The organism is Streptomyces malaysiensis subsp. samsunensis, assembly GCF_024519315.1.
In the GTDB taxonomy this organism is placed as follows: domain Bacteria; phylum Actinomycetota; class Actinomycetes; order Streptomycetales; family Streptomycetaceae; genus Streptomyces; species Streptomyces malaysiensis.
In genome coordinates this window covers 1-21,016 of sequence record NZ_JANIIC010000027.1, presented here as the reverse complement: position 1 = coordinate 21,016, position 21,016 = coordinate 1, and the positions used below count along the sequence as shown (strand labels likewise).

Annotated in this window: 28 protein-coding genes; 18 read left to right on the top strand and 10 right to left on the bottom strand. The window is 66.6% G+C overall.

Features of this window, described 5'->3' with window-relative positions:
* Positions 1 to 6 precede the first annotated feature (6 nt).
* The 18 genes from NQU54_RS22520 (at position 7) to NQU54_RS22435 (ending at position 15,450) form a co-directional block, all read left to right on the top strand.
* Complete coding sequence (locus NQU54_RS22520) at positions 7 to 765, top strand: phage scaffolding protein (protein ID WP_257632646.1); 759 nt, start codon at positions 7 to 9, stop codon at positions 763 to 765.
* Between the two features lie 136 nt (positions 766 to 901).
* Positions 902 to 1,504 carry an HNH endonuclease gene (locus NQU54_RS22515; RefSeq protein WP_257632645.1) on the top strand — a complete coding sequence of 201 codons (603 nt, stop codon included), beginning with the start codon at positions 902 to 904 and terminating at the stop codon, positions 1,502 to 1,504.
* Between the two features lie 2 nt (positions 1,505 to 1,506).
* On the top strand, positions 1,507 to 2,424 hold the full coding sequence (locus NQU54_RS22510; protein WP_257632768.1) for a phage major capsid protein: 918 nt from the start codon (positions 1,507 to 1,509) through the stop codon (positions 2,422 to 2,424).
* A 2-nt stretch (positions 2,425 to 2,426) separates the two neighbouring features.
* Positions 2,427 to 2,777: a hypothetical protein gene (locus NQU54_RS22505; RefSeq protein ID WP_257632644.1), complete on the top strand. Its 351-nt coding sequence runs from the start codon at positions 2,427 to 2,429 to the stop codon at positions 2,775 to 2,777.
* Positions 2,777 to 3,223 carry a hypothetical protein gene (locus NQU54_RS22500; RefSeq protein ID WP_257632643.1) on the top strand — a complete coding sequence of 149 codons (447 nt, stop codon included), beginning with the start codon at positions 2,777 to 2,779 and terminating at the stop codon, positions 3,221 to 3,223. The genes NQU54_RS22505 and NQU54_RS22500 overlap by 1 nt, the downstream gene beginning before the upstream one ends.
* On the top strand, positions 3,220 to 3,555 hold the full coding sequence (locus NQU54_RS22495) for a hypothetical protein (RefSeq protein WP_257632642.1): 336 nt from the start codon (positions 3,220 to 3,222) through the stop codon (positions 3,553 to 3,555). Before NQU54_RS22500 ends, NQU54_RS22495 begins: the two co-directional genes overlap by 4 nt.
* A 95-nt stretch (positions 3,556 to 3,650) precedes the next feature.
* Positions 3,651 to 4,025 (top strand): HK97 gp10 family phage protein, encoded by a 375-nt coding sequence (locus tag NQU54_RS22490; RefSeq protein WP_257632641.1) that lies wholly within the window; start codon positions 3,651 to 3,653, stop codon positions 4,023 to 4,025.
* Positions 4,025 to 4,477 (top strand): hypothetical protein, encoded by a 453-nt coding sequence (locus NQU54_RS22485; RefSeq protein ID WP_257632640.1) that lies wholly within the window; start codon positions 4,025 to 4,027, stop codon positions 4,475 to 4,477. The genes NQU54_RS22490 and NQU54_RS22485 overlap by 1 nt, the downstream gene beginning before the upstream one ends.
* A gap of 8 nt (positions 4,478 to 4,485) precedes the next feature.
* Positions 4,486 to 4,659, top strand: coding sequence for a hypothetical protein (locus NQU54_RS22480; protein WP_257632639.1), 174 nt, complete (start codon positions 4,486 to 4,488; stop codon positions 4,657 to 4,659).
* On the top strand, positions 4,656 to 5,216 hold the full coding sequence (locus tag NQU54_RS22475; RefSeq protein WP_257632638.1) for a phage tail tube protein: 561 nt from the start codon (positions 4,656 to 4,658) through the stop codon (positions 5,214 to 5,216). Before NQU54_RS22480 ends, NQU54_RS22475 begins: the two co-directional genes overlap by 4 nt.
* An 8-nt stretch (positions 5,217 to 5,224) precedes the next feature.
* Positions 5,225 to 5,623, top strand: a complete 399-nt coding sequence (locus tag NQU54_RS22470; protein WP_257632637.1) for a hypothetical protein — start codon at positions 5,225 to 5,227, stop codon at positions 5,621 to 5,623.
* A 95-nt stretch (positions 5,624 to 5,718) separates the two neighbouring features.
* A complete protein-coding gene (locus NQU54_RS22465; RefSeq protein WP_257632636.1) occupies positions 5,719 to 5,916 on the top strand; it encodes a hypothetical protein in 198 nt (65 codons plus the stop codon).
* A 4-nt stretch (positions 5,917 to 5,920) separates the two neighbouring features.
* On the top strand, positions 5,921 to 9,586 hold the full coding sequence (locus NQU54_RS22460) for a phage tail protein (protein WP_257632635.1): 3,666 nt from the start codon (positions 5,921 to 5,923) through the stop codon (positions 9,584 to 9,586).
* The gene (locus NQU54_RS22455; protein WP_257632634.1) at positions 9,586 to 10,791 is read left to right on the top strand and encodes a hypothetical protein; all 1,206 of its coding nucleotides are present in this window, start codon (positions 9,586 to 9,588) and stop codon (positions 10,789 to 10,791) included. The genes NQU54_RS22460 and NQU54_RS22455 overlap by 1 nt, the downstream gene beginning before the upstream one ends.
* A gap of 7 nt (positions 10,792 to 10,798) precedes the next feature.
* Complete coding sequence (locus NQU54_RS22450; RefSeq protein ID WP_257632633.1) at positions 10,799 to 13,603, top strand: fibronectin type III domain-containing protein; 2,805 nt, start codon at positions 10,799 to 10,801, stop codon at positions 13,601 to 13,603.
* On the top strand, positions 13,603 to 14,223 hold the full coding sequence (locus NQU54_RS22445) for a hypothetical protein (protein WP_257632632.1): 621 nt from the start codon (positions 13,603 to 13,605) through the stop codon (positions 14,221 to 14,223). The genes NQU54_RS22450 and NQU54_RS22445 overlap by 1 nt, the downstream gene beginning before the upstream one ends.
* Positions 14,216 to 15,241 carry a hypothetical protein gene (locus NQU54_RS22440; RefSeq protein ID WP_257632631.1) on the top strand — a complete coding sequence of 342 codons (1,026 nt, stop codon included), beginning with the start codon at positions 14,216 to 14,218 and terminating at the stop codon, positions 15,239 to 15,241. Before NQU54_RS22445 ends, NQU54_RS22440 begins: the two co-directional genes overlap by 8 nt.
* 8 nt (positions 15,242 to 15,249) lie before the next feature.
* Positions 15,250 to 15,450: a hypothetical protein gene (locus NQU54_RS22435; protein WP_257632630.1), complete on the top strand. Its 201-nt coding sequence runs from the start codon at positions 15,250 to 15,252 to the stop codon at positions 15,448 to 15,450.
* Between the two features lie 56 nt (positions 15,451 to 15,506).
* On the opposite strand, the gene NQU54_RS22430 is transcribed toward NQU54_RS22435, so the two are convergent.
* From NQU54_RS22430 to NQU54_RS22390, 10 genes are all read right to left on the bottom strand, one after another.
* Positions 15,507 to 15,716, bottom strand: coding sequence for a hypothetical protein (locus NQU54_RS22430; RefSeq protein WP_257632629.1), 210 nt, complete (start codon positions 15,714 to 15,716; stop codon positions 15,507 to 15,509).
* 9 nt (positions 15,717 to 15,725) lie between these two features.
* Complete coding sequence (locus tag NQU54_RS22425; RefSeq protein WP_257632628.1) at positions 15,726 to 16,322, bottom strand: glycosyltransferase family 2 protein; 597 nt, start codon at positions 16,320 to 16,322, stop codon at positions 15,726 to 15,728.
* Positions 16,319 to 16,663 (bottom strand): DUF6221 family protein, encoded by a 345-nt coding sequence (locus tag NQU54_RS22420; RefSeq protein ID WP_257632627.1) that lies wholly within the window; start codon positions 16,661 to 16,663, stop codon positions 16,319 to 16,321. The genes NQU54_RS22425 and NQU54_RS22420 overlap by 4 nt, the downstream gene beginning before the upstream one ends.
* The gene (locus NQU54_RS22415) at positions 16,660 to 17,184 is read right to left on the bottom strand and encodes a class I SAM-dependent methyltransferase (protein WP_372505986.1); all 525 of its coding nucleotides are present in this window, start codon (positions 17,182 to 17,184) and stop codon (positions 16,660 to 16,662) included. The genes NQU54_RS22420 and NQU54_RS22415 overlap by 4 nt, the downstream gene beginning before the upstream one ends.
* On the bottom strand, positions 17,174 to 17,509 hold the full coding sequence (locus NQU54_RS50140) for an HNH endonuclease signature motif containing protein (protein WP_372505985.1): 336 nt from the start codon (positions 17,507 to 17,509) through the stop codon (positions 17,174 to 17,176). Before NQU54_RS50140 ends, NQU54_RS22415 begins: the two co-directional genes overlap by 11 nt.
* Positions 17,510 to 17,624: 115 nt before the next feature.
* Positions 17,625 to 18,326 (bottom strand): glycosyltransferase family 2 protein, encoded by a 702-nt coding sequence (locus NQU54_RS22410; RefSeq protein WP_257632625.1) that lies wholly within the window; start codon positions 18,324 to 18,326, stop codon positions 17,625 to 17,627.
* Complete coding sequence (locus NQU54_RS22405) at positions 18,323 to 19,360, bottom strand: NAD-dependent epimerase/dehydratase family protein (RefSeq protein ID WP_257632624.1); 1,038 nt, start codon at positions 19,358 to 19,360, stop codon at positions 18,323 to 18,325. The genes NQU54_RS22410 and NQU54_RS22405 overlap by 4 nt, the downstream gene beginning before the upstream one ends.
* Positions 19,357 to 20,349 (bottom strand): glycosyltransferase, encoded by a 993-nt coding sequence (locus tag NQU54_RS22400; protein ID WP_257632623.1) that lies wholly within the window; start codon positions 20,347 to 20,349, stop codon positions 19,357 to 19,359. The genes NQU54_RS22405 and NQU54_RS22400 overlap by 4 nt, the downstream gene beginning before the upstream one ends.
* A complete protein-coding gene (locus tag NQU54_RS22395) occupies positions 20,342 to 20,812 on the bottom strand; it encodes a DUF6221 family protein (protein ID WP_257632622.1) in 471 nt (156 codons plus the stop codon). The genes NQU54_RS22400 and NQU54_RS22395 overlap by 8 nt, the downstream gene beginning before the upstream one ends.
* Positions 20,805 to 21,016: hypothetical protein (locus NQU54_RS22390; RefSeq protein WP_257632621.1), on the bottom strand; the 212-nt coding region annotated here is incomplete at its 5' end. The genes NQU54_RS22395 and NQU54_RS22390, both read right to left, overlap by 8 nt.

Genomic DNA, 21,016 nt, shown 5'->3' with positions numbered 1-21,016 from the left:
GCACCTGTGAACAACCACACCGACATCACCGAGCAGCTCGACCCGCGCCCCGGGATCAGCCTGCCGCCCCGCACCATCATCGGCGTCATCCGTGGCCGCCCCGTGTACAACATCGCCGGAGGCAGCGGTGAGAGCGACGAGGACTCCGGCGACGGCGGCGGTGACGACGACTCGACCGACGACGAGGACGATGACGCCGAGCCGGGCGACGGCGGGGACGAAGAGGCGGGGCGGGACGAGGCGCCCAAGCCCAAGCCGCCCGCCAAGAAGGACGAGGGCGACGAGTGGGCGCCGCCGACCCGTGACGAGTGGCAGCGGACCCAGGCCGCGCTGAAGAAGGCCAACGACGACGCCAAGCGCAACAGGTTCCGCGCCAAGGAGCTGGAGGAGAAGGCGCGGGCGGGAGAGACGGAGCACGAGAAGGCGCTGCGCGAAGCCCGCGAGGAGGGCGAGAAGCGCTTCCGCACCCCCCTCGTGAAGGCCGCGGCCCGCGTGGCTCTGTCGGAGGCTGGGGTGTCGGGGTCGACGGACCGCGTGCTGCGACTCGTGGACATGGACGCTCTGTCGGTGGATGACGAGGGGGACATCGTCGGCTTGGACGCCGAAGTCACGCGCGTCAAGGAGGAGTATCCGGAGTTCTTCCAGGCCCCGGCGAAGGCGAAGCCGAAGGCGCGGCCGACGGCGGCGGACCGGAAGCCCGCCGAGGAGAAGCCGAAGTCGTCGGCGGAGCAGCACGCGCTGCGCGTCCTCGGCCGCACGGCTTGACAATCGAAGGTATATTGGTCGTGAAGCCTTCAAGTCAGGTGATCTGACGAGATGGTGACCTTTCTTGCGAAGGCACCCGTGATGGGGCTGGAGCTCAATGCTAAATCCCCATCCGGTCTCCTTCTGTGAGGTTCCTGTGGCAGCGTCCGCGCTCATCAGTGATGCGCCTTCGCCCGAACTGGACCTCAGCACGCGCGTGTGCCGCAGAGGCCACGCAGGGCAGTACGTGATGCACAGCGGTGTTCCGCGGTGCATCGAGTGTCGTCGCGAGAATGCTCGCGCCCGATACGCCCAGAACCGGGAACGCGAAGTCGACAGGGTCAAGGACTACTGGCGACGAAACCCAGAGGTGCGCGACCGCATCTCGAAGGGCCGCAACCCGGAGATGAGTAAGGCGTACTACCTGGCCAATCGTGACCGGATCGCCGAACTCCAGCATGCCTGGTACGAGGCGAACAAGTTCACGGTGACGCAGCGCTCGCGACTCCGCAGAGCCCGCTACGCGGCAGGAGACCTGACCCAGGACGAGTGGTTCGAGATCGTCGAGCAGCATGGCGGCGTATGCCTCGCCTGCGGATCCCCGGATCAACTGACGGTCGACCACATCATCCCGCTCTCGCAGGGTGGCGAGCACACGGCGGACAACGTCCAGCCGCTCTGCTCGACCTGCAACAAGAGCAAGTTCATCAAGGTCATTGACTACCGCCCGAAGCGGGCGGTCTCCACTGGAGGGCAGTAGCCATCGCAAGGAATACGTATGAAGCTTGGATCCCGGAGGAGGACTCCTCCGAGGTCATCATGCGCGTCAACCAGGTCTCGGCGGTCGAGGCGTTCGCCTCCCCCGAGCCGATGTCGTCCAACTCCAAGTCCATCCCGCGCTCGGCTGGCGTGGGCGTCTCACTGGTCGACAAGGGCGGCGCCTACAGCGAGGACGTGTCGTCCAACGACGACATCACGCTGACCGCGAAGAAGTTCGGCAAGGCGATCCGCATTGCCGAAGAGGACATCGACGACTCGCTGGCGAACATCATCTCGACCAAGCAGGTCGACTGGGCCACCAGCTACGCCAAGTTCATTGACAACGCCACCCTCGCCGTCAGCGCGGCCCCCGGGACCGGCGTGCCGTTCACGAGTGTCTACTACCAGCTCACCCAGACCGACAGCGGCCTTGGCTACACCGCGAACGACAACGTCACCACCGCGGGGAGCGGCGGCGTCACCTACAACGACCTGTCCGACGTTCTCGGCGACGTGGAGGGCGGCGACTACTTCGACTTGTCCCGAACTGTCGTCATCGCCCATCCGGCATTCCGCGGCGTCCTGCGGAAGATCAAGGACGACCAGGGCATGCCGGTGTTCGTTCGCGGGCAGCAGGGCGACGCCGGTTCCCCGGACACCCTGTTCGACCTGCCGGTGCACTGGTCTCTGGGCGCGAAGGTGTCGGCCACCGCGACGGACTCCCCGTCCGGGAAGCCGCTACTGATCGTCGTCAACCGGGACTTCCTGCGCCTCGGCCGCCGCTCCGGCCCAGAGTCCATCTTCATCGACGGGCGCGACGGCCTGTCGGCGCTGACGGACGAGTCGATCCTGAAGATGCGCGCCAGGCGTGGTTTCGCGCTCGGCCACCCGAAGGCCGCGTCGGTCCTCGTCGGGGCCTGATCATGGCGACGGCGAAGAAGAGCTCCGCCGCCAAGGACAAGGCGGTGGAGGTCGAGAAGCGCAGTGCAGACGGCGCTGATGGGACCCGACACGAGAAGATATTCGTCCTCGCTGGCTCTTCCCTGCCCGAACAGGATGGGCCGGAGCACGATGCCAACAAGGTGGCGTGCGTTCAGGAGGCGCTCCAGCGTGGCCTGCACCCGCGCGGTGACGTCCGCTTGGATGGGGTTGAGAACGCCGCCGACGGCCTGTCACGGGCCTACGCCTACAGCGTCGCCATGGTGCCGTCTGCGGTCGACGACCAGCCGGGGGAGACCACCACGCCCCGCAAGGTGATCGAGGGCGAGGGCTGATGGTTGACGCCTGGGCGACTCCGCAGCAGGTCATCGACACCACTGGCGTGACCGTGACCGATGCGCAGCTTGCCCAGGCGCAGGCCACGGTCGAGGTGTTCTGCAACCGCATCTACGCGGACACGGCGCGGATCCGCCCCCGGGACGTGTACTGGCTCGGCCGGGCGGTCGCTTTCCAGGCTGCTTGGCTGGTCGGCCAGTTCGACGTGAACACCCGGTTGGAGTCGAGCCAGGTGCAGCAGGACGGGGTCGTGGCGTCGCTCGGCGAGCACGCCATGGTCCTCGCCCCCATGGCCGCGAGGGCGCTGCGCCGCATCTCGTGGATGCGATCCCGCACCATCCATGTTCGGTCGCCGTTCGAAGACGGCGGCACCTGGGGTCTCGATCCCCTGTCGGACGCCTCGGATGACACCCAGACCTGGACACCGATGGGCGGTGGCGCATGAACCTCGCCACGACCACCGTCAGCATCCTCCGCGGCAGCGACACGGACGCCTTTGGCGACGAGACAGACCTGCCCACGGTCGCCGCATCCGGCATCTCCGCCTCGTTGATGGAATCCAGCCGACAGGCGCAAGAGCCCGTCACAGGGACACCGCGGATCGTCCGCACGCATGTCTGCCGCCTGCCGCCGAGCACGGACGTCACAGAGAACGACCGCATCCGGGACGAGCAGACCAGCGAGATCTACATCGTCGTCTCCGCCACCCGCAACGCCAACCCGGTCATGGCGCAGCCCCTGCGCCTGGACCTGAAACGCACAGGACGAGCCGCCTGAGGCTCCGACACACCCGCCCCGATGGCGCCACGGCCCGTAAACGGCCAGCCAACAGGGGCAAGCACAGCCCGCCGACGTAGAGGAGGTGCAGGGCGATGAGCGTCGACTACCGCGTCGTGGTCAACCACGGCTGGCGGGGCTGGTTGCGTAACGAGGTCACCCGCTACCTCCACAAGCTGGGCCGCGAGATCCAGAACGACGCCGAGCGCCTCGCCCCCGTCAAGACCGGCCGACTCCGGGCGAGCATGTATCACGAGGTGAACCGCGGCGAGCTGCGCGTCGGTGTCCGGCACGTCGACTACTGGATGACCGTCGAGTACGGGTCTGGGCCGCACATCATCACCCCGAAGAACGCCAAGGCCCTGTACTGGCCGGGCGCCCGGCACCCCGTGGCAAAGGTCAACCACCCCGGCACCCCCGCTCAGCCATTTTTGAGACCTGCCCTCTACCGGCGGCGGGGTGGTCGCTGATGACCGTCACCCAGCGCGCGAACACCGAGCTCGTGGCCGTGGCCTGGCTGCAAGGCGCTGAGGGCATGGAACCGGGCCAGGTCGCGACCACACTCCCCGCGGACGTGTCCACGTGGGCGGCGAATGGCTTCGTGCAGGTGTGTCCGGCGGTCGGCGGGTCGCCGCAACTGCACTACGCCCTGCGGGAACCCGTCGTCCAGGTCGACTTCTATGCCGTCAATCCGAGCTCGGGGAAGCCCCCGTGGGGTAAGGCCGCCAGCTTGGCCGAGCTGGTGGTGGCCGCGACATACGACGAGGCGCGCATGCAGCGCACCCTCACCCTACTGGCGGGCTACCCGCAGGCCCGGGTGCTCACCGCTCACTTCCTCACGGAGCCGCGCCGCATGCCCAGCGACGACTCCTCCTATGCCCGCTACGGGGCTGACCTTCAGCTCCACTGGATCTCCCTCTAGGAGGAGACGTGCACCGAGTCCGAACCACCATGCAGCCCCACATCGACGTCGAGGTCAACGACGCCGAGCTGCTCGACCTCGAGCGCCAGGGCCTCCTCGTCCAGCGCCCGTCCGATTCCGCTCCTGCCGCCGCACCGGCCAAGACCCCCACCTCGGCAAAGGCCAAGGAGGCTGACCGATGAGCGTCACGACCACCAATCTGATCATGGGCCCGGCGACTCTCTACCTCGCCGATTTCGGCGCCACCGAGCCCACCGACACCGCCGTCAACGACGCGCCGGCCGCGTCCGCGTGGACCGACCTCGGCGGCACCCAGGACGGCTGCAAGCTCACCATCGACCAGACGTACACCGACCTCGAGGTCGACCAGGCGGTCGACGTTGTCGGCGCCCGCCTCACCAAGCGAGTGTTCACCATCGAGACCAACCTGGCTGAGCCGACGCTTGAGAACTTGCGATACATCCTCAACGACGGCACCGCGGCCTCCGGCTCCGGCTTCAAGAGCTTTGAGCCGATCTACGCCAGCTCCGCCACCCAGCCCACCTACCGGGCCATCCTTCTCGACGGCTATGGCCCCAACCAGCTGCGCCGGCGCATCCTCGTCCGCAAGTGCCTGTCCAGCGACAAGGTCGAGTCCACCTACAAGAAGGACTCACAGACCCTGTTCACGGTCAAGTGGTCCGGGTTCTTCGTGACCAGCGGCATCGCCCCGTTCAAGCTCATCGACGCAACCAGCTAGGAGACACCGTGGCCACCAGAGCGCCCCGAACCCGCACCGCTCCGGTCGCGGAAGAGCCCGACACCGGCATCCTCGAGATCACCACCACGAGAGAGAAGCCGGTCGATGAGGCCCGAGAGCCCCTGTTCTCCATCGACGGGGAAGAGTTCACCGTCCCCAAGGTGATCCCGCCCCGCCTCGTGTTCCTCGCCATGAACAGCATCCGCGAACAGGGCGCCGTGTTCAGCAGCATGCGGCTCCTGGAACTCCTCCTCGGCAAGGCCCAATACGTGCGCCTGCTGGAGCTGTACGAGGCGCAGGCACTCACCCAGGACAACTTCGACCAGGTCACCGCCCTGGTCAGCCAGCGGTTCTTCGACCACATGAACGAGCCCGAGACGGTGGGAAAAGGTTCGCCCGCTTCGTAACCGCGGTCGCCGAGCACGCCTGGATCGTCGACCACCGCGCCGACCTGGACGCCGACTTCCTCGCCATCTACGGCATCGACCTCGAAACCAGGGTCGTGGACGCCAAACGGTTCCTCGCTCTGGCCAACCGCACGCCCGCCTACGACGGCGCCATGACCGCCGTGGTAGCCGCCGAACAACAGAAGGAGCAGTCCGCGCAGAACGGACCGGTCAGCCCAGACCAGCCGCAGCAAGTGGACGTCGATGCCATGAACCTGATCGTGCCTGGCCTCATAGAGAGAGCGGAGGTGTAACCCGATGTCGTTCCTTGTCGCCTCCGGCCATGTGCAGGTTGATGCGCGCACCGAGAAGGCCGAGGCCGCCATCCTCGGCGTCATCGGGGCACTGGGGGCGGTCGGGCCGGCTGCCGCTGTTGCTGGCGCGGGGATCGCCGCCGCAGGCACCTCGCTGGCCGCGTTCGGGGCAGCGGTGATCCCGCAGATCTCCAAAATGTCCGACGCGGTCAAGGCTCAGGGCAAATACAAGGACGCTGTCGAGAAGTCAGGCAAGTCCTCACAGGAGGCGGCGAAGGCCGAGAACGAGTACCAGCAGACGCTGTCGAAGATGCCGCAGGCTACCCGGGAGGCGACTGCGGCGTTCGTGTCGCTGAAGGACTCCTACAAGGCGTGGTCGGACAGTTTGGCTGACGACACGATGAAGCCCGTCACACACAGCTTGCAGTTGTTCCAGGCGCTGCTGCCGAAGATGAGCCCGCTGGTAAAGACCGCGTCGACGGAGCTGGATCGGTTCGTGACCCTGATCGCCGGCGGGGTGGCGTCGCCCGGGTTCGACGCGTTCATGGTGAAGGTGGACAGTTTCGCGCAGAAGAGTCTGCGGTTCATGCTGGACGGCATCGTTCACCTGGGGGAGAAGCTCGCCTCGTTCGCTGCGGGCGGGGGGTTCGATGACTTCATGACGCGGGCTCGCGAGATGGGCCCACTGATCGCCGAAACCTTGGGGAACATTGCCAAGGCCGCGCTGCATCTCGTCGACTCTGGTGGGGATCTCGGTGTCACCCTGCTGACCGTGGCGAACGGGCTGGCCAAGCTCGTCAACGCTGTGCCCAGCGGCGTGATCTCCAACTTCCTGCAGTTGTATGCGGCGTTCAAGCTGGCCCGGCTGGGTGCGGCAGCTCTGACGGCGGTCACCACCTCTGCGGCAGCCACCAACCTTGCCAACTTCGTGCGCGCGGCCCGTTTTGGCGGCTTGTCCGGCGCCCTGTCTGGCGCGGTGCAGAACATGACGCGCATGCAGAAGGTCGCCGCCGGTCTCGGCATCCTCGGCGGCGTGGCCTATGGCATCTCCAAGCTGGCGGAGAAGGCGAGGGGTGCGCCACCGGATGTGGACAAGCTCACCACCTCGCTGAAGAACCTGGCCAGCTCGGGCCAGTTCACGGGCGAGTTGCAGAAGACGTTCGGCAACATGGACGGCCTGATCGCCAAGGTGAAGGAGCTCGACAAGGCCACCGAGGCGAGCAAGAAGAATGTCTTGGGGATCAAAGTCCCCGTCTTGGACGATGTGGCGCACTGGGTGTCGGGCAAGGTCGATGACCTGGTCATGGGCGGGAAGTCTCTCAAGGCGCTCCAGGAGGACTTCGAATCGCTCGACAAGTCCATGGCTCAGATGGTCAGCTCCGGCAATGCAGAGCAGGCCGCCTCCGGTTTCGACCGGATCAAGAAGGCCATGTCGGATGCCGGGTACTCCACCAAAGAGATCAACAAGCTGTTTCCGGAGTACAAGGCAAGCGTGGCTGCGCTGAAAGCCGACCAGCAGCTTGCCGCCCAGGGCATGGGGCTCTTCGGGCAGCAAGCCATGAGCACGAAGGCCAAGCTCGACGAGCAGAAGCGGTCGACTGACGGGCTGCGACAGTCGATCGTCGCGCTGAACGAGGTGAACCGCGCCGGACTCGGCGGAATGATCGGCTTCGAGCAGGCCATCGACGACGCCGCGAAGGCGGCGAAGACCAACGCTGACTCGCTCCGCATGGTCCATGGCGAGCTCGACCTGAACAGCCAGAAGGCCCGGGACGCGTCCACCGCTCTGCAGGACCTGGCCACCAAGACCGATGACGCCGCCACCAAGGCCCGTGAGTCCGGCCAGAGCTGGGAGTCGGTCAACGCCATCTACTCGCGGGGCCGCGAGAAGCTGATCGATTTCGCCATACAGATGGGCCTGAGCAGTACCGAGGCCAACCGGCTCGCGTCTCAGATCCTGAAGATCCCGGACTCCCACAAGACCAAGATCGAGATGCAGCGTGAGGACGCCATCGCGGGCCTGAACGCCGTCATCTCGAAGATCAAAGCCACACCGGGCAGCAAGAGCATCACCGTGAAGTCTTTGACCAACTCGGCCATCGCGGCGCTGGAGGCCGTGGGATTCAAGGTCAAGCGCCTGCCCGATGGGTCAGTCAAGGTGACCGCCCTCACCGGGACGGCACTGGCCAACCTGGCCGCGGTCAAGCGGGCGCGCGACGGGCTACAGAACCGCACCATCACGATCACGACCATGTACCGGCAGGTGGGCAAGCCGCCTGGGCACGCCGGCCCTGGCGGTATCCCCGCCAACGCACGGGGCGGTTTGCTCCGCGGCTACGCCTCCGGCGGGCATGTGGACATGCAGGCGTTCCCGGGCGGCGGCCTGATCCAGGGGCCGGGCACGGGTACGTCGGACAGCATTCTGGGCCTGTTCGCGAACGGCCCGGCCCGGGTGTCGAACGCGGAGTATGTGGTACGGGCCGCGGCGGTCGCCAAGTACGGCGTCGGCTTCATGGATGCGGTCAACGCTGGGCGTCTGCCTCGCTTCGCGAAGGGCGGGCTGACGGAGAAGCAGAAGGAGGCCGCGCGGAAGCAGGCTGAGGCCCGGTCGTCGCTGCGTGGGGCCGTGACCCTCGGCAACATGTCGACGATCGCGGGCTGGGTGAACCCGGAGATCCGGGGCATGCTCGCCAAGCCCGCTGACGAGTCGGCGTTGATCTCGTCGCTGTACAGCCTCCAAACGAAGATCAAGGGATCGTTCGCGGGGGCGACCGAAACACGGCTCCTGAACCAGCTGACCCGCTCGGCGTCGTCGCTGTTCAAACTGCGGGACTCGGCGGAAGCCAACAGCAAGGCCCTCGACTCGGCCAAGGACAAGCTCAACGACCTCAAGGGCCAGTTCGACAGCCTCAAAACCTCGGTCAAGTCCAGCCTGGTCGGCTTCGGCAACATCACCAAGATCGGCAAGTACGGGACTTCGGCATCAACGCTCATCAACCAGCTCAAGTCCGACACCACCCGCACCGGAGACTTCGCCAAGCAACTGGACGAGCTGAAGAAGCGCGGACTCAACGCCCAGATGATCTCCGATATTGCGGCGGCGGGCGTCACCGGCGGCGGAATGGCCACAGCCCAATCCCTCCTCACTGCCACACCAGAGCAGATCGCCCAGATCAACGCTCTGCAGGCACAGCTCGTGTCCTCCGCCGACAAAGCCGGAACCACCGTCGCCGACAGCATGTACGGGGCGGGCATCAAGGCGGCAGACGGACTGGTGAAGGGACTCACGGAAAAGCAGAAGGCCATCGAAGCCCAAATGATGACCATCGCCAAGAGCATGGAGCGGGCCATCAAATCCGCCCTCGGCATCCGCAGCCCCAGCCGAGTCATGGCCAAGCTCGGCCAGCACACAGTCGACGGCTTCAACCAGGGACTCACATCCCGCAAGAGCCTGATCACCACACCGGGCACCATGCGGCTCGTCACACCCTCCAGCCCGCCCCAGGCATGGCAAAACGCCGCAGCCATGACCACCATCCAGAACCTCAATGTGACCGTGTCCGGCAGCTTCGACATGGCGTCCCCCGCGGAGCGTCGCCGCGTAGCCGAAGCCCTCGCAGCCGAGGTCTCCGAGGCCCTCCGCAATCGCGACAAGGAACGGAGGCGCTGATGCCCCAAGGCGACTACGGAGACCTGCGCATCGGCCGCCTTCTCCTCCGAGAGACGTTCAAGGCGGCCGAGTCCAGCGGAGACAGCCGCAGTATCGACCTGGAAGGGCAGGAGTCGAGCCCGCCCCTGACCCGGGCCGAACTGGTGTGGCGGCACGACAACCTGTGCGCCCTCGACACAGGCTGCGTCCACCCGGTCACGTTCACCGACAAGCCCGAGCGCAACTGCTACGTCTACGTGGCCTCGGTCTCCGCCGAGTACACCGAGTGGCGCACCGACATCGTCACCTCCGACTGGAAGCTCAGCCTCAACCGCCTCGGCACGGACACAGAGATCGACCTCCAGTCGCGCCTCACCGGAGTGGCCCGGGTCAACGACTTCAGCCTGCCTGGAGAGCGGTGGCATGCCCCGCCCATCGGCCACTACGGCTACCAGACCGGCAGCAGCAACCCCACCACCATGACCCGCACGGGCGCCGATGGGGCCATGACCGTATACCGCAGCATCCCCCCGGCCACCTCGCCGCGCTGGGGCTGCGACCCCACCAACTACCTCGACGGCCGGGTACGTCTCACCTCGTCGGCCACGGAACTGTGCGGCGCAGACCAGCGCCTCGAACCGGCCGGGTGGGCGCTCACCAATGGGCTCGTCAACATCACCACCGGCGCCAGCGGCACCCTCGATGTACAGGCGTACACGGGCGGCGCCTGGCACTCCAAGGAATGGAACGTCTCCGTTGCCGGGAGCGCCTCAAGCATCAGCGGCTGGGACGGGGCCACGCTCCTCCGCAACGACTGCGAGCACGCCATCCTCCGCCTCACCAAGGGCCTCAACCCGGGCCGGGCGACACTGGACCTCGCGCTGCGCCGCGGCGCCCGCACCGTCGAGGGCTACCTCCAGACCAGCACCTCCAACACCCTCGCCGCCTACCGCAGCACGCTGGAGACCAACACGAGCGCCGCCGCGTCCGGCTACGTCGTCGCCAGCGGCGATGATGCGGACGGTAATCGGTTCGCCTGCGGCAGCGCCCGCACCTTCACTGCCCACCCCAACGGTGGCATCCAGAAGACGGCCACCACATCCTTGGACTTCTGGATCGGAGTCGCCGCAGGGGGCGCATCCGCCGCGGCCGGCGACACCGCACTCGACCTGCGGAACCAGTACATCGGAGCCCTACCCGAAACGATCTACGCGGTGAGGCGGTGACGACCGGATGACCGTGACGCAGGTACTCTCCGCTCTCGGCTCGTGGGAGTTCACCCTCAAAACCACGACCCCACCCGACCTGTGGGACCACATCGACTACTTCGGGCATGTCGCCTTCATCCCCGGCCGCATAGACCCCCAGCAGTACGGAGACAACCTCCTCACCGCGGCGCGCTACGTCGGCGTCGTCCGTGGCCGCGACACCACAGGCGACGACCGGCGCACCAAGATCGTCGAACAGGGGTACGCGCTCAACGGCGTCGGCATGGCCATGTGGCTCGGCGACGAAGACGACAAAGGCTCGGTGTACGAGAACGCTGTCGAACCCGCCTCCGCCACGTTCGCCAACACCATCCGCGCACTACTACCCGCCTCAGGCGCCGTAACAGAGGGCACCCTCTACAGCGTCCCCGGCACCTACTCCGGCCGACACCAGTACGAGTCCCCGCGGACCGCCATCAGCTACGTGTGCGACACGTTCTCTGCCTCGTCCGGGGAAAAGGTCGGCTGGCGCGTCAACGGCAACGGCACTATCGACGCCGGCCCCGAGAGCGACCTGTACGTCACCAGCCCCCGGTGCGTGATCTCCCGCAAGAGCGCAGGCAAGGACACCTCCGGCCTGGAGTCGGTGCCCGGCGCCTTCGGTGTCACCCGCGACATGGAGGACTACTCCACCCGCGTTGTGCTGCTCGCTGAAGGCCAGGGCGAGTCCATCGCCACAGGCGCGGCCGACATCAGCCCGGCCACCCCGTACAAAGACGTCCACGGCAACCCGCTCAAGCTCACCCGCCTGGCCAGCGAGAGCGACACGAGCGTCACCAACGCCGACACTCGCGCCGAGCTGCTGCTGTCCCAGTACACGTCCAGCCAGGACGAGATCACCGTAGAGACCGACAACTACTACATCGAAGGCAGCTTCGACGTCGGCGACTACGTGTGGGTCTGGGACCCGGGCGCCGGACTCGTCGACACCAGCAACGAAATCACCTTCCGCGGGGAGCGCCTCAACCCGATCAAACTGCAAATCACCGAAGCCAGATGGCCCATCACCGAGGGATACACGGTCGCCTACCGGGCAGCCGACGGCACCTGGTACGACCTCACCGACCACGTCGAATGGGACGGCTCCCACACCGTCTACGTCACCGTGGGCGGCTGGGCGCGCGCCCTGACCAACGCCGGCACGGAGCCGGTGGGGTCGCGGCCGAACTCGGACACGAGTGTCCCGGGGGTGCCGACCTTCGTGGAGCCGTTCGTCGGCTCCGCCTATCTGGACGGCCGCGGCTTCACCCGGGCCCGGGTCGTCCTCTCGTGGAACGCCCCCAACAATGTGGACGGCTCCACGGTCCTGGACGGGGATCACTTCGAAATCCGTTGGGCGATCGACACCGACATGATCTACCCGGCCACCTGGTCGCAGGTCTCACAGGTGCGATGGATGGACCTGCAAACATGGGTGCAACCATTCGCCGCCCCCGACGACGACTGGCAGACCATGTTCGTCGCCTGGGGCGAATCCACGGCGCAACTCCAGGATCTGTCGCCGGGCGTGGGCTACGACGTACAGATCCGGGCCGTGGATAAGGCAGGCAACATCGGCGCCTGGGGGCCCGTCACCACGTTCGTCGCATCCGAGGACAACATCCCGCCCAGCACGCCGGCCGCACCGACCGTCGCGGCCAGCCGAATCGCCGTGCAGGTCACCCACACCCTCGGCAAAAGCTCGGGGGGCACGTACAACCTTGAGAGCGACCTGCACCACCTTGAGATCCACATCGACTACGAGCCCACCTTCACGCCGTCCGACGACACACTGAAGGCCAAGGCGTCCGCCACGAGCGGCATGATCCAGGCCGGTATCCCGGTCGTGGCCACCGTCCCGGTGGAGGAGACCAGTGCCCGCTACGTGCGGGTGGTCGCCGTCGATATCACCGGCAACAAGAGCGGGCCGAGCGATGCGGCCACCGCGACCGCCCTGCTGATCGACGACGCCCACATCTCCGACCTCACCGTCTCCAAGGTGACAGCGGGCACGATTAGCGCCTCATGGGTGATGGCCGGGGAGATCAAGACTGCTGACACGGGGGCGCGCACCCGCATCAGTGTCGACGGCATCGAGGTGTACAACGCGGGCGGCACCCGCACCTTCTTCGCCGAGGCCGCCACAGGCGACGTGAGCATCGTCGGCCAGCTCTTCTCGGGCACCACAGGCCGCCGCATCGAGATCAACCCGACCGCCACCTACCTCCCGGAGATCCGTTTCTATCCGACGGTCGGCAGCGACTACGCGTTCATCAACGCTGTGGGTTTCGATACGTACCCCTCGCTGGGCATCAACGGTGGCCAGTACGACGACGGTGGCGTCACTGTATCCCCGCGTCTATTCCTCACCGACACGGTCAGCATTTTCGAGATCATTCGCGCAGATGACCAGAGCACTCGCGGCGGCTTCACCCGCATCACCGACAACATCGGCGACGTGGGCTGGACGGACGGCAGCAGCAACGCCAACTACATGCGATTCCAGAACGACGGCATCACCCGCCACTACGGGCGCTGGAAGGACTTTGCTGCGATCGACAGCAATGAGGGCTTGTTCACGGGCCACATCGTGATCAACGCGGGGACGGGTATCGCCGTCAGCTATGGGCCGACCATGGATTCGTTCATGCGCCCCATCGTCACCGTGTACGACAACGTGCTCCACACATTCGGTGTCGTAGCGGAATCCACCAGCGGGTTCAGCGTCGACATCAGCCCAGCCGGATCCGGCAACTGGGACCTCAACTTCTGGGTGTTTAGGACGTCATGATGGCCCCTGCCGAATACACGATCACCGCCGTCGCGGAGGACACCGAGCGTGACCTGTGGAGCATCACCTACCAAGACGTAGCCGGGACAGTACGGCACCACGTCTTCCCCAAAAACACCCTGGAGTGGAGAGCCGCCGAATACGGCATCGACCCGACCGACACGGACACCCTGCTCGACATCGTCCTGCACGAGCCGCACACCCCACACCCGGACGACAGGCTCAGCGCAGACGACGACCCGGCAGCCGCCGCTGGGCTCATGTCGATGGCGCCTGTGTCGCGGGGCACAGTGCGGGCAGGGGATCTGGTGCCCACAACCCTGTACACGGCAGAAACGGTCGAGCAGGCCCGCGAGGCGCACCTGCTGCGCATTCAGCACACCAAGGCCAACCGGGTGCGGGTCTCCGTCCCCAAGGGGAGCAAGGACCCGTTCGACGCGATTCGGCAGCGCGGCATAGACCCCGAGCGGGTGGCGGCCATGGCTCAACACGTAGACCGCACCCGCCGCCGCCTGCGTGGCGAACAACTACCCGACCGCGCCGGGCTGCCCATAGACCCCGGGATCGCCCGCAGGGCGAACGCCCACAGCGGCAAGAACGAGGAGGCCGACCATGCCTGAACCGTCTACCAGCAGGCTCGGCCTGTACAAGCCCCTCAACGACGGCTCCGAGCTCGTCAACGTCCAGCAAGACCTCAACCAGAACTGGGACAAGCTCGATCTTGCGGCAGGCTTCCAAGCCTGCACGTCCACCACCCGCCCATCGGCGCCGTACAGCGGCAAGGCCATCAGGGAGACCGACACCGCCCGCACCTACGTCCACAACGGCTCCTCGCCAGCCTCCGGGGGCTGGGTACAGATACCCAACTCGGCCAGCACTTTCGCCAGCGACCTGAACCTCACCAGCGGCGGACAACTCATAGTCGGCGGCAGCCCCAGCGACGCCAACCTCGCGGTGATCAACAGCACCACAAGTGCAACCCTCATTTCAGGTCGGCTCCCGGGTGACACGGTGTCCCGCTGGTTCGTCAACACCGACGGCAACACAGGCTGGGGCCCCGGAGGATCCACTTTCGCCGACGTCAGCGTTGCCCGGTCGGGCACCGCAACCTTGACCCTCACCGGCAACCTCACCGTCACAGGCAACCTCACCGCGTCCGGTATCGGGCAGAAGCAGTTCGCCCGTAAGACAGCTGACGAAACCCTCACCAGCAACGCCACCCTCCAAAACGACGACCATCTGTCCGCCGCCGTCGCCGCCAACGCCACCTACACCTTCGAGGTCGTCCTCTTCACCATCGAAGCCTCCGGAGACTTCGTCGGCGACATCAAGACCGCCTTCACCATCCCCACCAGCTCAACCCTCCACATGACGGGCACAGGCGCCCACGTCACCGACCTAAGCAGCGGCACCAGCTCAAACGCCGAATGGATAGGCCGCCCCAGTCAAACCACTTCGCCCACACAGACGCTCAGCTATGGCGTCGGCACAAGCCAGACCGCACTCGTCATCAAAGGAATCATCGTCACCGCCGGAACCGCAGGCACCCTCCAGCTGCAATGGGCCCAGAACGTATCCGACGCATCCGGCCTCACCGTCAAAGCCGGATCATGGATGGTCACAGAACGAATCGCATAGGAGACGACATGGCAGACCTCAACTACCCCTTCATCCTCATCAACGCCACCCTGCCCAACACCGCGCCCCAAGTCGTCCTCAGCCTCAACGACGGCGCCGAAGTCGACGAAGCCGCCCTCGCCCAGGCAGTGAAGACCTACTTTGAATCAATCCCCGGAGCGACAGGGGTGTACTCGACGAAGAGCTCCGTCGTGTCCAACACCATCTAGGAGGGGCCATGTCCCTGTTCGAGACCGTCATGTCCGTCGAGGTCGGCGTGATCGGCCTACTCCGCCGCGCCTAGCCCCGACTGGCCGCCCGGCCCCGGAGGGGGAGGGATCATCTCGGGCCCGGTCGGTGCATGCTGACGCAGCTGCTCCAGTTCGGCCTCGAGTTCCTTGACCTTCGTGCGCAGCAGCACCGACTCGTACACGAGCTCGCCCATGCGCTCCCGGCACGCGGCGAGCGCTGCTTCCATGCTGATCTGGCCGGCCATCGCTGTCTCCTATCGGGTGCGGGCGTCGCCGCGGTCGGGGTCGCCGGAGGTGTTGGCGCCGTGCAGGTTCCACAACCAGGTGCGTTCCGGTAGGTGCTCGATGCGGGCGCCGGCCTTGACGCACTCAACGGTGAACTGGAAGTCCTCGCCATAGCGCTCCCCGTTGATGAGGGCACCTTCCGGTGGCTGCCGGAAGCCCACGCTCTGGGCGAGCTCAGTGCGGACCAGGATCGTGATGGTCGTCTGTGTCGGCCGCTCCGGATCGAAACGGCGGCCGAAGTGGGGGAGGGGATCGGCACCGAAGCCCACGGCCTCGTACCAGGCGTACACGTAGTCGGCGCCGGTCTCGATCGCGCACTCCATGAGCCGTTCCAGGTGGATCGGCTTGAGCTGGTCGTCGGAGTCGAGGAACGCCGTCCACGGCGTTACGACCTTCTGCAGCCCGCGGTCCCGGGTTGCTGGAGCTCCGGCGTGGGTGAGATCGTGCTCGACGACGACGGACTCGGCAGGCAGGGTCTGGCCCAGCACGGAGCCGATGGCCCGCTTGGTCATCCCGTTCCGGACTCTCGCCAGGTGGGTGGGGATCACCACCGTGATGCCGCTCATGGCCGCCACTCCTCGCGGTAGTCCGGGTGGTCGGAATAGGGCAGCGCGAGGAGCCGGATTGTGTCGCATCCGTGGTCGCGTCCGGGGATCCCGCTTGGGGCGTCGCACGTGACGCAGAACGGCGCATCGCCGCTCAGGCGCTCATGCAGACCAACGAGACGCCGCTTGGCGTCGACCTCGCGCATCACCCGCTCTGATGCGACAACGAGGAACGGCTGGCCGCCCTCGCGCAGGACCATCGCCCGAAGCTCGGTGGGCGACTGGTTCGGCGGCACGCGCCGCGCCTCTGCGTCGTCCTCATCGAGCCGCGCTCGCAGGAACTCCACCAGGGCGTCATTCATCGCTTCACTCCTTGGGCCCACGCGTAGGCGTCACCGGGTCTCGGGCTGTAGGTGACGGTAGCCTGCCGGAATAGGTGCTCCAGCTCCTCTTGGAGCGGCTGCGGGGACACGTTGCGGTACCACTCGCCCGGGGCCGGGGACGGGGCACCAGAGGCCCCATGCGGGTGCCTGCCGTCGGAGGCGCAGGTGACGAACAGGGTCTGCGGGCCACCCGGACGGAGGGCCTCTGAGGCGGTCTGGAGGATGCACCGCCACAACTGCACGTGCTCCAGAACCTCGGTGCAGACGACCAGGTCGTAGCGGTCCCAGCCGATCGGCCACGGCCGTGTCGCGTCGTGCACCAGATCCACCCCGGGGCCCGGCTCGACGTCGCAGCCGACCCATGTGGCGTGGGGGAGCAGGTCGCGGATGCTGCCGTTGACGTCCCGGCCGCCCAGATCCAGCACCCGCCACGGGGCGCCGAGCGCCAGCCCGGAGTCTTTCAGCATGCGGGCCAGCCCGTCACGCGCTTCAGGATGCATTAGCGTCTCGCAGTTTGCGATACGAGCGGCGATTGACCACGCCGATGCATATTCGGCATTCTCGGGCACCGTGCCTGTCGGGGCGGCGGTACGTGTTCGCTTCCGTCAGGGCGTGTCCCCGGGTGCAGGTAGATCGCCCAATCCGCGGATGTCGGCCGCGCTCTACCATGTCGCGAGAGTTCTCCGCCATCGTCCCAAGGATCAGGTGGTGCGGGTTCACGCAGGGAGGATTGTCGCAGGTGTGCCGCACCACGAGACCCGCCGGTATTGGACCAATGCCCAGGGTGTACGCAAGCCGGTGAGCAGCAGTGGTCTTCTTATCCACGCTGAGCTTTCCGTAGCCCTTTCCATCAACGGCTGCTGTCCACAGCCAGCACTCTCCATGGCGATCCACCTTGGACCAGAATCTCTCAGCCAACGGCTTCACGATCTGCCTCCAATCAATGAGGGGCCTGGCCCCACTTGGCGATGAACGTCTCCCGATCCCGAGCGGCTTGAGCCTCCAACTCGGGCCGTTCCTGCATGGACCCGTTCGGGCAGCGATGTTCCACGGCCAGGCCGGGCACGAGGAGCGCGCCGCCCTGTTCCCGCGCTTCCCAATCGAGCGAGTCGTCCGAGTACCACCAGGCCATCGACTCGTCCAGGCGCAGCCCCGCCTCGCCACGCAGCATGTACGCATAGCCCGTGATCCGCTGCCGCAGATCGACCGGTTCGGCGCGGGTGTGGAGGATCTGCTCGCTGCCGCCGAACTGATCCGGGTAGGCCAGCACCGCGGGCGTCGACCGCATCGCCGACGACAGCGCCTCCACCCAGCCAGACGACACGGACACGTCTGAGTTCAGCACGATCACGTCGTAGCAATGCGAGGCGCCATGCTGAAAAGCCACGGTGGACGCGTACCGCAGGCCGATGTTCCACATCGCGGAGATGTTCGGAGGGTCCACGTCGTGGGCCAAGACCGTCACCCACGCTCCGGCGGGATCGACTGGCCACCGGTCCGCATCGGCCAGGAACGGTGGATCCGACCTGTTATCGATGACCAAGGCCTCATCTACCTGTGGGTAGAGAGCGTCGATGAGTTCGGAGACCATGGCGTGCCGGTCCCTGGTGGGGATGACCGCGACCCGGTACGGGCGGCTCACGCCGACACCTCTGCGGCATCAAGCCCGAGCCACTCCGGGTGCCGCAGCGTCCACTCCACCGTCCGCCGCAGCGAATCCTCCAGGGGAAGCGGCGCCGTCCAGCCCGCCTCGGCCAGCTTCCGCCCGTCGAGCCCGTATCGAAGGTCGTGGCCTGGCCGGCTCGAATGGAAATCGACGAGGTCGAGCTTCGGATCCTCGATGCCCATGAACCGGGCAAGGAGATGCACCATCTCGATGTTGTCGACCTCCCGCTCGCCGACGATGTGGAAGCGGGAGGGCCGGTCGTGCTGCCCGTACATCTGCGGGGTGTGGTTGCGGAGGAGCCACAGCCAGGCGTCCGCCAGGTTCCTCGCGTGCAGGTAGAAGCGAGAGCCGGGCCGACCCTCGGGGGAGACGTGCACTGTCGCAGGCTCGCCCTTGGCAAGCGCCCGCATCGTCTTGGGGACGAACTTCTCGATGTCGGCCATCTCGCCGATGATGTTCATCGTGTTAGTGATGACGATCGGAAGATCGTAAGTCCTCCAGTAGGAGAACGCGACGGCTTCCTGTGCAGCCTTCGACGCGCTGTACGGATTGGAAGGGAGGATCGCCTCCCATTCGCGGTGCTCGTAGCCGTCCGGTGCCGGGCCGTACACCTCGTCCGTCGACATCTGTAGCACTACCGCCGGCCGAGCCTGGCGGGCGTAGTCGAGGACGTTGGTCATGAGCCGAACGTTGTTCTCGATGAACGTGCCCGGCGCCTCGATGCTGCGGTCGACGTGCGACTCCGAGGCGACATTCAGCAGGTAGTCGACCCGCCCGAAGCGGGCCGCGGTTACCGAGTCGATGGGCGCGGACAGGTCGCAGTAGACGACGTCGACACGCTCCCACCATTCGGGGTTCGTCTCGAGCGCGGAGGCGATCCTCTTGGGGACGCCCTTGTGCCGGAAGGTCACGGGCGCGGCGACGGTCCAGTCGGTGTTGACCATGAGATGGCGGAGGACGTGGGAGCCGGCGAATCCCCCGGCCCCGGTGAGCAAGCAGTGTCTGGTCATCCGAGGATCGCCTTCTCCCACAGTGGTGCGGTCTGGGTGATGGTGTGCTGTCGGGCCTGCTCGCGGGCTGCCATGCCCATCTCGCGGCGCATGTCGGGCTCGTAGGCGAGGGATCGTAGGCAGGCAGCCCACTCGTGGTCGCGGCGGACGAGGTATCCGGTTGTGCCGTCCCAGACGTAGTCCTCGTAGGGGCGGACGGCGGAGGCGACGATCGGGATGCCGAGAGCCCCGGCCTCCAGCGCCTTGAGCGCAGACTTGGCCTGGTTAAAGACGTGCGGCCGGAGCGGGGCGATCCCTACGTGGTAGTCGATGGTGCGCAGGAAGTCTTCGACGTTGGCGACCCAGGGCGTGAACCGAGCCCGGTTGGCGGGGATGCGCATCCAGGTGGCGTAGTTGTTGCCGATGCAGTGGAACTCGGTGCCGGGGTTGCGGGTGAGGAATCGGCGGAGCTGGTCGGCGACCTGGTCGAAGTCCATGGCGTGGGTAGCTGATCCGCCCCAGCCGATGGTGAGGACCCCGTCGTCGCGCTGCTGCGGCTGGTGGTCGACGAGCCAGTCGGGCACGGCGTTGGGCACGATGTGCACGTTCGGGTTCCACTGGGCGACGCGTTCGGCCAGCGGGTCGGTGGTGACGGTGACGGCGGTCGCCACTTCGATGTTCCGCTGGAGCGCGGCGCGGATCTCGGGCCGGGCGAAGTACTCGTGAGCGACTGGGGACGACGCGTCCACGTTCCACAGGTCGTCGTCGACCTCATAGATCAGTTTGCGGCCCTGCTTGGCGAGCTGCTGCCACAGCTTGGACGGCTCGGGCTTGCACACCCGCTGCCCCACGATGACCGTGCCGGGGATGTCGCGGGCTTCGGACGGCATCTTCATGCTGTGCGCAACCCGGTGGCCGAGCCCGGTGAGACCCTGCATGGGCAGGGCTATTCGGTAGAAGCCGCAGCCTGTCTCGTCGGCGGCCCAGCCGAATACGTCCAGGTCAGCCATCGCTGCTCTCCGTCCAGCCGTACCCCTCGGCGACGATGCGGAGGCGCCGTTCGACTCGGGCGTCCCGTCCGCAGTCGCATGCCCCTCCGCGTCGCTCGTCGTCGCAGTTCTCGCCGCCGTCGCGTTCTTCGGTGGCTGCCGCGCAGGTGTACCAACAGTCCTCAACGAGGATGTGGCGCTCGGCCACCACGTCGCCGATCAGCTTCCGATCGGCGGCACAGCGACGGAGCACGCTGGCAGGATCGTTGAGGGTGATGTGCTCACAGTCCTCGACGATGTTGACTTTGGCGACGGGGTTGCATTCTTCACCGTCCGCCGCATCATCGCCGATCATGATGAAGCCATCCCAGCCAGGGATTACCTCCTGGTCAGCCCACCGAACCCATGGCCCCTCGGTTGCGGCCAGCGCGGTTGCTTCCCGCTTGCTGATCTGCTGAAGAGTCCAGGCGTGAAGGTCAGCCATCGGTGCCCTCCGTCCACGGCGCGGCGCTGTGTGCGGCGCGGGTGACGGCGTCCCAGAACTCGCGGGCCGCCTCGTCCGGGCGGTAGTTGGGGCCCTGTTGGATGCTGCCGTCCGGCCTGATGCCGACGATCAGAGTGCCGTCGTCGGCGTGTAGTGCGATCGCGAACTCGTCGCCTTCGTTCATGCGGGTGCTCCTGGTGCGGG

What these genes read in the sequence shown, in the direction of transcription:
- NQU54_RS22505 (WP_257632644.1), top strand. Translation starts at nt 2,427, where the DNA reads ATGGCGACGGCGAAGAAGAGCTCCGCCGCCAAGGACAAGGCGGTGGAG.
- NQU54_RS22500 (WP_257632643.1), top strand. Translation starts at nt 2,777, where the DNA reads ATGGTTGACGCCTGGGCGACTCCGCAGCAGGTCATCGACACCACTGGC.
- NQU54_RS22495 (WP_257632642.1), top strand. Translation starts at nt 3,220, where the DNA reads ATGAACCTCGCCACGACCACCGTCAGCATCCTCCGCGGCAGCGACACG.
- NQU54_RS22490 (WP_257632641.1), top strand. Translation starts at nt 3,651, where the DNA reads ATGAGCGTCGACTACCGCGTCGTGGTCAACCACGGCTGGCGGGGCTGG.
- NQU54_RS22485 (WP_257632640.1), top strand. Translation starts at nt 4,025, where the DNA reads ATGACCGTCACCCAGCGCGCGAACACCGAGCTCGTGGCCGTGGCCTGG.
- NQU54_RS22475 (WP_257632638.1), top strand. Translation starts at nt 4,656, where the DNA reads ATGAGCGTCACGACCACCAATCTGATCATGGGCCCGGCGACTCTCTAC.
- NQU54_RS22460 (WP_257632635.1), top strand. Translation starts at nt 5,921, where the DNA reads ATGTCGTTCCTTGTCGCCTCCGGCCATGTGCAGGTTGATGCGCGCACC.
- NQU54_RS22455 (WP_257632634.1), top strand. Translation starts at nt 9,586, where the DNA reads ATGCCCCAAGGCGACTACGGAGACCTGCGCATCGGCCGCCTTCTCCTC.
- NQU54_RS22450 (WP_257632633.1), top strand. Translation starts at nt 10,799, where the DNA reads ATGACCGTGACGCAGGTACTCTCCGCTCTCGGCTCGTGGGAGTTCACC.
- NQU54_RS22445 (WP_257632632.1), top strand. Translation starts at nt 13,603, where the DNA reads ATGGCCCCTGCCGAATACACGATCACCGCCGTCGCGGAGGACACCGAG.
- NQU54_RS22440 (WP_257632631.1), top strand. Translation starts at nt 14,216, where the DNA reads ATGCCTGAACCGTCTACCAGCAGGCTCGGCCTGTACAAGCCCCTCAAC.
- NQU54_RS22435 (WP_257632630.1), top strand. Translation starts at nt 15,250, where the DNA reads ATGGCAGACCTCAACTACCCCTTCATCCTCATCAACGCCACCCTGCCC.
- NQU54_RS22430 (WP_257632629.1), bottom strand. Translation starts at nt 15,716, where the DNA reads ATGGCCGGCCAGATCAGCATGGAAGCAGCGCTCGCCGCGTGCCGGGAG.
- NQU54_RS22425 (WP_257632628.1), bottom strand. Translation starts at nt 16,322, where the DNA reads ATGAGCGGCATCACGGTGGTGATCCCCACCCACCTGGCGAGAGTCCGG.
- NQU54_RS22420 (WP_257632627.1), bottom strand. Translation starts at nt 16,663, where the DNA reads ATGAATGACGCCCTGGTGGAGTTCCTGCGAGCGCGGCTCGATGAGGAC.
- NQU54_RS22415 (WP_372505986.1), bottom strand. Translation starts at nt 17,184, where the DNA reads ATGCATCCTGAAGCGCGTGACGGGCTGGCCCGCATGCTGAAAGACTCC.
- NQU54_RS22405 (WP_257632624.1), bottom strand. Translation starts at nt 19,360, where the DNA reads ATGACCAGACACTGCTTGCTCACCGGGGCCGGGGGATTCGCCGGCTCC.
- NQU54_RS22400 (WP_257632623.1), bottom strand. Translation starts at nt 20,349, where the DNA reads ATGGCTGACCTGGACGTATTCGGCTGGGCCGCCGACGAGACAGGCTGC.
- NQU54_RS22395 (WP_257632622.1), bottom strand. Translation starts at nt 20,812, where the DNA reads ATGGCTGACCTTCACGCCTGGACTCTTCAGCAGATCAGCAAGCGGGAA.